The 9,156-nt window shown below is 42.0% G+C and carries 10 protein-coding genes; 4 read left to right on the top strand and 6 right to left on the bottom strand.

What is annotated here, in order from left to right:
* A partial coding sequence (locus ACYTXL_RS29530; protein ID WP_461927744.1) for a hypothetical protein occupies positions 1–428 on the top strand: 428 nt, incomplete at its 5' end.
* A gap of 457 nt (positions 429–885) precedes the next feature.
* On the top strand, positions 886–2,610 hold the full coding sequence (locus ACYTXL_RS29525; RefSeq protein ID WP_461927743.1) for a sensor histidine kinase: 1,725 nt from the start codon (positions 886–888) through the stop codon (positions 2,608–2,610).
* A 94-nt stretch (positions 2,611–2,704) separates the two neighbouring features.
* Here ACYTXL_RS29525 and ACYTXL_RS29520 read toward each other — a convergent pair whose 3' ends face one another.
* The 5 genes from ACYTXL_RS29520 to ACYTXL_RS29500 form a co-directional block, all read right to left on the bottom strand.
* Positions 2,705–3,406 carry a carbonic anhydrase gene (locus tag ACYTXL_RS29520; protein ID WP_461927745.1) on the bottom strand — a complete coding sequence of 234 codons (702 nt, stop codon included), beginning with the start codon at positions 3,404–3,406 and terminating at the stop codon, positions 2,705–2,707.
* A 28-nt stretch (positions 3,407–3,434) separates the two neighbouring features.
* The gene (locus ACYTXL_RS29515; protein WP_292796649.1) at positions 3,435–3,746 is read right to left on the bottom strand and encodes a P-II family nitrogen regulator; all 312 of its coding nucleotides are present in this window, start codon (positions 3,744–3,746) and stop codon (positions 3,435–3,437) included.
* A gap of 4 nt (positions 3,747–3,750) precedes the next feature.
* Entirely contained in the window at positions 3,751–4,719 is a 969-nt protein-coding gene (locus ACYTXL_RS29510) for a sodium-dependent bicarbonate transport family permease (RefSeq protein WP_461927742.1), read from the bottom strand.
* 447 nt (positions 4,720–5,166) lie between these two features.
* On the bottom strand, positions 5,167–5,574 hold the full coding sequence (locus tag ACYTXL_RS29505) for a type II toxin-antitoxin system VapC family toxin (protein ID WP_461927741.1): 408 nt from the start codon (positions 5,572–5,574) through the stop codon (positions 5,167–5,169).
* 2 nt (positions 5,575–5,576) lie between these two features.
* On the bottom strand, positions 5,577–5,828 hold the full coding sequence (locus tag ACYTXL_RS29500; protein WP_461927740.1) for a hypothetical protein: 252 nt from the start codon (positions 5,826–5,828) through the stop codon (positions 5,577–5,579).
* Between the two features lie 144 nt (positions 5,829–5,972).
* On the opposite strand from ACYTXL_RS29500, the gene pcrA reads away from it, so the two are divergent.
* Complete coding sequence (gene pcrA / locus ACYTXL_RS29495) at positions 5,973–8,297, top strand: DNA helicase PcrA (RefSeq protein ID WP_461927739.1); 2,325 nt, start codon at positions 5,973–5,975, stop codon at positions 8,295–8,297.
* Between the two features lie 48 nt (positions 8,298–8,345).
* Here the strand turns inward: pcrA and ACYTXL_RS29490 are convergent, their stop codons facing one another.
* Positions 8,346–8,639, bottom strand: a complete 294-nt coding sequence (locus tag ACYTXL_RS29490; protein WP_461927738.1) for an antibiotic biosynthesis monooxygenase family protein — start codon at positions 8,637–8,639, stop codon at positions 8,346–8,348.
* Positions 8,640–8,882: 243 nt separating this feature from the next.
* On the opposite strand from ACYTXL_RS29490, the gene ACYTXL_RS29485 reads away from it, so the two are divergent.
* Positions 8,883–9,008: a type II toxin-antitoxin system RelE/ParE family toxin gene (locus ACYTXL_RS29485; protein WP_461927737.1), complete on the top strand. Its 126-nt coding sequence runs from the start codon at positions 8,883–8,885 to the stop codon at positions 9,006–9,008.
* Positions 9,009–9,156: the final 148 nt, after the last annotated feature.

Here is a 9,156-nt window from a genome sequence, read left to right as displayed (position 1 = left end):
GCTACGTAGTAGCGTCTTTGCAGGAGATGGGTATTGCCCCGAACAAAAAAATCATTCTTTTCAGCTATTGTTTGCGTAAGTCCTGTAAGCAATGCCCCATACTTCTCTTCTTAGGCTGCGCCAACGCCAACGCTACTTCGACCCTTCTCTACTTCAACCCTTCTCTACGAGACGCTACGCGTAGCTTGCTTCCACGAAGTGGTACGGCAAGCTCAGGGCATCGCGCTACGCGTAGCTTGCTTCCACGAAGTGGTACGGCAAAGCTCAGGGCAACGCGTCGCTCAGTACCCTTCTCTACGAGACGCTACGCGAACGGCAAGCTCAGGGCAGGCAAAGTCAGTACAAGTGCCCAATGCCCAGCGAATATCAAAGCTTTTGTTTTTTTCCTGATTGTATTAATTTTATCAGGAAGCAGTAAGGTAGAGTAGTGGCATAGCTGATGGCAAGAATTCTTTGTTATCAACTATATATTGAGAAAAGTGGTGTGGTAATCGGAAGACTGTCTAAGACAGGTCTTTAGGAACGTAGATTAAATAAAATGGAAAACTTTATCCTGTCTCTCAATCCCTCTCCTTTATAAGGAGAGGGATTGAGGGTGAGGTAAGCCAGGGAGATAAATTGTATGTTATTTAATTCTTATTCCTTAGTACAGAAAATTATTCATTGCTGCTGAAAAAAGTGAATTCTATTCGCTCTCAGTAAGTTTACTTACCAATATTGCTATCAAAACCACTCATACTATATAAGGTTATACTAATTATCTAGTAAGCAATTATTTGCTCTTGCTATAAAAGAAGATAATCTAGATGTTAATCACCAATTAAAGTGTTTGCACAAGCTAGACTGATTTAGTGATTTTTGCGGGAAGGCAAAGAGGTTTGAGAAATGCCAACTCCAAAGCCAACCCCTATCGACAACAGTTCAGAAAGCAAAAAAGTGCCAGCCGAAGAGCCATCGACAGACGAACTCCCGACCATAGAATTTCCCTCACGAGGGAAACTCAAAGCCAGTTCTTGGCGCATCCATCAAAAAATTGGCTATGGGTACTTTGTAGCGATCGGAATTGGCTTTTTTGGCTCACTGACTGGGCTAGTAATCGCCAACTACTACCGGGGAAAGGAAGTTAGGCAATTCAATCAAGCCTATGAACAAGGACAACTACTGAGTAATTATAAAGATGCAGTAGTCGGGGCGCAATTACATAGCTCTAACTTAGTTGCTGTATTGGAAAATTCACAACAGCTAAAAAGCAAAAAAGCCGATTTTCTGAAGAATGTTGAAAAAACTAAACAATTAGAGTCAAAAATTGCCGGATTTATTGACAGTAAACCTAAAAGACTAGCAGCAACAAGTTCGACTTTACAGACGTTATTGCTAGATTACAAGACTAATTTAAAAGCTTACGTTGACCAGATCGAGGTCGTCTTACAGAAAATTGACTCCCAACAAGTGCAGCCTCAGCAAATTTCTTCTGCCCGATCGCAGTTATTGACAATTATGGCTGGTGAAACAGCTATGCGGTTAGACCAGCTTTCGCAAAACTTGACTAACATCCTGCAAACGGCTGAAGATCAAGAGCAAGAAAGGCAAAAAGCCGTTTATGAAGCAAAAATAGTTGAGCGATTTATTGTGATCATGAGTATGCTGGTTTCGGTAGCGATCGCAGCTATTGTAGCTTGGCGTACCAGTCGCGCGATCGCTGAACCAGTTATTATTGTCACTCAAGTAGCAGAGCAAGTTGCCAGAAAATCTAATTTCGATTTGCGGGCGCCGGTCACCACTGAAGATGAAATTGGCTTACTCGCCAAATCTCTAAATCATCTGATTGAGCGAGTATCGGAGCGAACAAAAGAACTACAACAAGCTAAAGAATTAGCCGAAGCTGCTAGCAAGGCAAAAAGCGTATTTCTGGCGAATGTCAGCCACGAATTACGCACACCATTAAATGCTGTGATTGGCTTAAGCCAACTTTTAGAAGACGACGCTACCGATCTTGGTTTATCGGCAGACTTTATCACAGACTTAGAAACAATTAACGCTGCTGGTAGGCACTTACTACAAGTTATTAACGACATTCTCGACTTGTCAAAAATTGAAGCCGGGAAAATGACCCTCTATCCAGAGATATTCGAGATTGCGACGCTGATTCATAACGTCGTCCTCACAGTCAAACCAGCTATAGAAAAAAATGCTAATGTTTTACAAGTGGATTTTGATCAGCAACTTGGCACCATGTACGCCGATCAAACTAGGATGCGGCAGGTGTTGTTAAACTTACTCAGCAACGCCAGTAAATTCACTACAAACGGCAAGGTGACACTGACTGTCAACCTAGAAAAGGATGAATTCCGACCAGAGGCACCTTTGGGCATGATTACTTTTACTGTTACTGACACAGGTATAGGGATGTCTCAAGGTCAACAGCAGCAGTTATTTCAACCTTTTACACAAGGAGACACCTCCACTACGAAAAAGTATGGAGGAACGGGACTGGGGTTGGCAATTAGCCGCCACTTCTGCCAGATGATGGGTGGTGAGATTATTGTCAAAAGTCAGCCGGGAGTCGGGTCTACTTTCACAATTCGCCTGCCAATGACTGTTCAGGATTGAATTGGGCATGGGGCATTGGGAAAACACTTTCTTTCTTCATCCCTTTGTCTCCCTTGTCTCCCTCATCCCTCTCATCTTGGAATCCTCAGCCAAATTAAGTAATAATACTTACCTTTCCCGTATCCAAGTCGTAACGACCCCCGACAATTTTCAATTTACCTGATCGCACTTGCTCAGTTAAAAGTTGCGATCGCTTCAACCGTTCGATTTGATATTGGACATTTGCCACCACAGCATTTTCAACCGCATCACCCGGCTGATTCTTGACCTTTTTCAGGGCTGGCTTAATTGCCTTCACAAAAGTACTAATATCACCGAGTAACGATTCATTTTGGACAGCTGCGGTTACAGCCCCACAACGCTCATGACCCATCACCATCAGCAGTGGAGAACCTAACAAGACGACCGCATATTCAATACTGCCGATCGCTTCATGGGTGGCAATATTTCCGGCAATCCGAACATCAAAGATGTCCCCAATGCCCTGATCAAAAACAATTTCTGCGGGTACTCGTGAATCCGCACAACTGAGAATAGTTGCAAATGGATGTTGAGCTTGAGCAACTTCCTGCAACCGCAGCGCAGTTTGATCGGGGTATTGGGGTTGATGATTAACAAATCGCTGATTCCCATCCATCAGTTTTTGCAACGCTGCATCGGGATTGAGGGATTCAGGGGAAGTTGAGGGTATTTCGGCAGCTTTAGCCTGTTCAACCTGCCAGAGTAAATCACTGGCATTTAGCATCATCCCAAATGCCCCGGTCATTCCCAACTTCAAAAAGTCACGACGTTCCATGAAATGCTTCATTGAATTTATCACTCCCTTAAATCGATGCGACACATCTAACTGAGCGAATCTCCATCACATCGGAAACGTAGCAAGTACCTCCGAACTTGTTGAGAAGTGGTTTGATATTTTCGACAACAGGCTTGAGTTGTTCTGGCATACAAAATGCGAGGATGTAAACATTATCAAGCATGGTCATGTCTAAATCTTCACTAGTTCCTCGTAATCCTTTACCAACAACATTTCTAATTACGGCATGGCTATGTACACCCGACTTGTCTAAACTATCTAAAATTTTGGCAAGCTCAAAGGAGTTGGCGATAATTTCTATCTTTTTAACTACGTGCATATTATTACCTCCAAAATAGGTTAATTCCGTAGAGATATAACGGAATTCCCACAATAATATTGAACGGAAATGTTACTGCTAGAGCGGTAGAAACATACAGGCTGGGATTGGCTTCGGGAACAGTCATCCGCATCGCAGCTGGGACAGCAATGTAAGAAGCACTGGCACACAATACAGCGAATAATAGCGAATTTCCCTGAGGCATACCGATAAATTTGGCAATCACCAACCCAATGCCTGCATTCAGTATTGGAATTAGTATCGCAAATAAAATCAGGAAAACTCCGGTTTTTTGCAAGTCTTTAATTCTTCTAGCAGCGACCAGTCCCATATCCAGTAAAAAGAAGGTGAGAATGCCATAAAACAACCCTTGAGCAAAGGGTTCTAATACTAGCCAACCGCGTTGTCCGGTCAAGACACCTATTAAGAGGCTACCGACTAGTAGAAAAACTGAACTATTAAGAAATGCTTCTTGCAAAACTTCCGACCAAGAAAACTCTCGCTTTTCATCGGCGGTGAATATATTCACCAAGATCAGACCAACAATGATCGCCGGAGATTCCATCAGGGCAAGAGCTGCTACCATGTAGCCATCATACTGAATACCAAGCTCACTCAGAAAAGCCCCGGCAGTGATGAAAGTGACGGCACTGATAGAACCGTAGGTTGCGGCGATCGCCGCAGCATCGTAAGTATCCAATTTCAACTTTAGAATAAAAAAGGTGTAAATTGGAACAAAACAAGCCATCAACATTGCTGCCAGGAGCGTGAGAATTACTTCCTGATTCAGTCCGCTTTTGATTAGTTCTACCCCTCCTTTAAAACCAATGGCAAACAGCAGATACAACGAAAGGAGTTTGGGCACTGGTGGGGGAATTTCCAGATCAGACTTGACAAAAACGGCAGTCATGCCTAAAAAGAAAAACAGAATAGGCGGATTCAAAATGTTGGATACAATTAAGCTAAAATCCATATCCACCCCTCTTTATACTGGTGAAACCTGCAATTAAAGAAATTTTCATCTTTAAAAATCTAATGGTTCAATCATGATGTATCGTGTATTGCCACCCAATGTCAATTGGGTACTCAAGGAGTGAATAATCCGATTGGTGACTATACTCTCAGTTAGGTATTACAGCGTTTTTCAAGCAAATAAACCACAGGCTAGGGAACATTGACGTATCCCTACGGGAATGTGTAGTTCAATTAACTGAAAATAGCTGTAAGCTCTGTTGACAATAGAACAAGTGAGAGTTTGCCCACCATGTTTTGATGTTTGATTCCCCGTCGTTGATTTTACGACACAACGCGCAGGAATAACTAGCAGCTAACTTTTCTACGTAGAAAAGTTAACGTATTGTCGGGGCAATTCATGAATTGTCACGACACAAGCCTTGTCTAAATCCCAGTATTTTTTGATTTACAACAGTTTGGTAAACCCCGCTTGCTGGAAATGACGGTCAGATGTAAAGGCTTGAGTAATCCCCTGGTGTGTCATGACCGCAAAGCTAATACAGTCAGTTAGCCCCCAATCTTTATCAGGACGCTGACTGTATAATATCCAACCTTCATCCAGCAATTTTTGGTCGAAAGCGATGATTTGCACACTTTTTAAGAGTCGCAAACTGTTGATGAAAGCAACTGTCTGAATACGGCTGACTGGTATACATAGAGCATCTGCAACCTCCAATAATACAAACTCTGTTGTCACCAAAGATGTTTCTGAGCCCAAAAGTCTATCCATTACCTCATTTGCCTGGTGATGAAGATTATCCCTAACATTAAGAAGGGCAATCCAGGCAGCTGTGTCTACAAAAACTTTCGTCAAGGTTATGATTCTCGCTTTGGCATTCCATAAAGATAATGGTCATGCTGGTGTGCCAAATCGCCTATATCTGTATCAATTGCACAGTTTTTAATTAACTGCCTCAGTTTATCCCAATCTGAGTCTTCTGGCGTTGCTGGCCCAGGTGTGCGGTTTTCTTCGACAAACACGATTATAACTGACTGCCCCTCATGCCCTTCAATTGGTTCGTTAGGATGAACCACACCATTTTGGAATGTGCCTTTGACTGACAGCATAGCTTTTTATTGCTTCTACATAAATCATGATAGAGTACCATTCTGGTTAAGAATATTGCCACACAATCTTTATTGACCAAGTTTCGTTAAGATGTTGTAACCTGGGCAATAGCGACTCTCTCAGGCGATCGCTTTTTCACATCCATGACTACAACACTCGACTTTCTCAGTCACCTTAACCCTAGCCAACGTCAAGCTGTCGAACATTACTGCGGCCCGTTGCTAGTTGTTGCTGGCGCAGGTTCCGGTAAAACACGAGCGCTGACTTATCGCATTGCAAATCTGATTCTGAAACACCGTGTGAATCCAGAAAATATCCTGGCGGTTACTTTTACCAACAAAGCCGCACGGGAAATGAAAGAACGGATTCAACGGCTGTTTGCGGAACAACTGGCTATGAAACAACATGGTCAGCGTTTTGATTTGTTGACAGAATATCAACAAATGCAATTGCGATCGCAAGTTTACAAAAATACGATCAAAGACTTATGGTGTGGCACTTTCCACAGTCTATTTTCTCGCATTCTCCGCTTTGACATTGAAAAATACGTAGACGAAAAAGGACGTCGGTGGAATCGCAATTTTTCTATCTTTGATGAATCTGATGTTATAACTCTGATCAAAGAAATCGTTAATAAACAGCTAAATTTAGACGATAAGAAGTTTGACGCTCGCTCTGTTCGCTACGCTATTAGTAATGCTAAAAACCAAGGTTTATCACCTCAAGAGTTTGAGCAAGAACAACCCAATTATCGCGGACGAATAATTGCTCAAGTATACAATTTATATCAAGATAAGTTAGCACAAAACAACGCTCTCGACTTTGATGATCTAATTCTCGTACCAACTAGATTATTTCAACAAAATGAGCAGGTATTGGGTTACTGGCATCGCAAATTTCACCATATCCTCGTAGATGAATATCAGGATACTAACCGCACTCAGTATCAACTCATCCACTTATTAGTTACTAATGGCGAAACCAGAAAGAGTGAATGGAAATGGGAAAATCGCTCAGTTTTTGTTGTCGGCGATGCAGATCAATCCATTTACAGTTTTCGGATGGCAGATTTCACCATCTTGCTGGGATTTCAGGAAGACTTTGGTGATGGTTTGGTAGATGATGACACCCGGACGATGGTTAAGCTTGAGGAAAACTATCGTTCATGTGAAAACATTCTGCAAGCGGCTAATGAACTGATTGAAAATAACACCCAACGGATTGATAAAGTCCTGAAAGCGACGCGGGGCCCGGGTGAGCAGATTACTTGTCACAAAGCTGATGAAGAACTTGCAGAAGCGGCATTTGTAATCAATCAGATTCGCACTTTAGAACAGCAAAATCCAGAGTTGAACTGGGGTAGTTTTGCCATACTTTATCGGACAAACGCGCAATCTCGCCCTTTTGAAGAATTGTTGGTGAAATATCAAATTCCTTACACAGTTGTGGGCGGAATGAAGTTTTACGATCGCAAAGAAATTAAAGATGTCGTCGCATATTTAAGAGTGATCGCTAACCCAGCTGATACAGTCAGTTTATTGCGAGTCATCAATACTCCTCGGCGGGGAATTGGCAAAACCACTATTGATGCTTTGGTAAACGCCTCTCAGCAATTAGGAACAACTCTGTGGGAAATACTCAGCGATGAGACATCAGTTAATACATTAGCTGGACGGGCGACAAAAGCTGTAAATAGCTTTGCCGAAATGATTAGCCGTTGGCAAAAACAAATCGCCACAGTTCCCGTAACTGAGGTGTTGCAAGGAATAATAGAAGACTCTGGTTACGTTCAAGACTTGATGAATCAAGGTACAGATGAAGCGACAGATCGGGTACAAAACGTCCAGGAACTTTACAACGCCGCGCTGCAATTTCAAGAAGAAAACGAAGAGGTTTCCCTTCGAGATTTTCTAAGTAGCGCCGCCCTCAGTTCGGATTTGGATAACTTAAAAGAAGGACAAACAGCCGTTTCTTTGATGACTTTGCACGCTTCCAAAGGTTTGGAATTTCCCGTAGTATTTTTGGTGGGATTAGAACAAGGGCTATTTCCCGGCTACCGATCGCTAAGTGATCCCGCATCTTTGGAAGAAGAACGCCGTTTGTGTTATGTGGGGATTACTCGCGCCCAAGAAAGGTTATTTTTATCACACGCGCGGGAACGTCGTTTGTATGGTTCTCGTGAAGCCGCCATGCGATCGCAATTTCTCGACGAATTACCAGAAGAATTATTAAGTACTAAACATCTGAGTCGTCAAACTTATACTAAAAGTACCTCTACTTCTAGTGCGAAACCAGATACAACGCAGAATTGGCAAGTGGGCGAGAGAGTATTACATAAAACCTTTGGGCTTGGTGAAATCACTCATGTTTTCGGAACGGGTAATAAGATGTCTGTGGCAATTAAATTTGCCAGTTTGGGACAAAAAATTGTTGATCCAAGAGTAGCGCAGTTGCAAAGAGTAGAGTGATACAGCCACAGATCCCCGACTTCTTTGAGAAGTCGGGGATCTTGTTTTTCATATTTCAATTTCTTGAAAGTGTTCAACAATGGGAGATGGATCATAAAAATGATGCAGAAGTTTTTTCCACTCTTGAAACTCAGCAGAGCCTCTAAATACAACAGTATGAGCTTCTAAATTTTCCCATTTAACAAGTAATAAATATTTACCTTTGACTTCTATGCACCTATGCAGTTCATGAGATAAATATCCGTTAATTGAGGAAATAAGATTGGAAGCTTTTTTAAAAGAAGCTTCAAAATCAGATTCTAGCCCTGGTTTGACATAAAGCATCACTGCCTCAAGAATCATAAGCTTTTTTGGTGATAATTAAACTAATGTTATATTGTTAAGGGAAAATTTATTAATAAAACCTTCCTAAAATTTTGTGACTATAAAAATAATGCAGGTGATACATGGAAAAAATTTCATAGTGCTTTGGCTTACAGCAGTTTTCATGTATTTGAACCACATCTGTCGTAGGGGCACAGCAATGCTGTGCCCCTACCGCGTGGTCTATTTACCTGAAAATAGCTGTAACTAGCAGGATTAAGAATGAGCAGATATATTTTGAGTGCTGCTGCCAAACAAGATTTAAAAGATATAAAAAACTATATAATTCGGTTTAATTTAGGTGCAGCTGAACGCTTTCTTGATGCTTTTGAGGAAAAGTGTGTTTAGAAAGCAGATTTTCCCGAACTTGGGCGTAGTCGTGAGGAACTAGCACCCAGCTTACGCAGTTTGCCAGTGGATAAGGGACTTCCAAGAAATAAAATATACAGCCAATAGAAATGATAATCATTATAAGGGGGGGGGGTAGTCTTGGGTT

The sequence above is a fragment of the Nostoc sp. genome (assembly GCF_054880495.1).
This window is presented reverse-complemented; position numbering and strand designations above follow the sequence as displayed.

Excerpts from the sequence above, each read along its gene's own strand:
- ACYTXL_RS29525 (WP_461927743.1), top strand. The coding sequence starts at position 886 with ATGCCAACTCCAAAGCCAACCCCTATCGACAACAGTTCAGAAAGCAAA.
- ACYTXL_RS29520 (WP_461927745.1), bottom strand. The coding sequence starts at position 3,406 with ATGGAACGTCGTGACTTTTTGAAGTTGGGAATGACCGGGGCATTTGGG.
- ACYTXL_RS29515 (WP_292796649.1), bottom strand. The coding sequence starts at position 3,746 with ATGCACGTAGTTAAAAAGATAGAAATTATCGCCAACTCCTTTGAGCTT.
- ACYTXL_RS29510 (WP_461927742.1), bottom strand. The coding sequence starts at position 4,719 with ATGGATTTTAGCTTAATTGTATCCAACATTTTGAATCCGCCTATTCTG.
- ACYTXL_RS29500 (WP_461927740.1), bottom strand. The coding sequence starts at position 5,828 with ATGCTGTCAGTCAAAGGCACATTCCAAAATGGTGTGGTTCATCCTAAC.
- pcrA (WP_461927739.1), top strand. The coding sequence starts at position 5,973 with ATGACTACAACACTCGACTTTCTCAGTCACCTTAACCCTAGCCAACGT.
- ACYTXL_RS29490 (WP_461927738.1), bottom strand. The coding sequence starts at position 8,639 with ATGATTCTTGAGGCAGTGATGCTTTATGTCAAACCAGGGCTAGAATCT.
- ACYTXL_RS29485 (WP_461927737.1), top strand. The coding sequence starts at position 8,883 with ATGAGCAGATATATTTTGAGTGCTGCTGCCAAACAAGATTTAAAAGAT.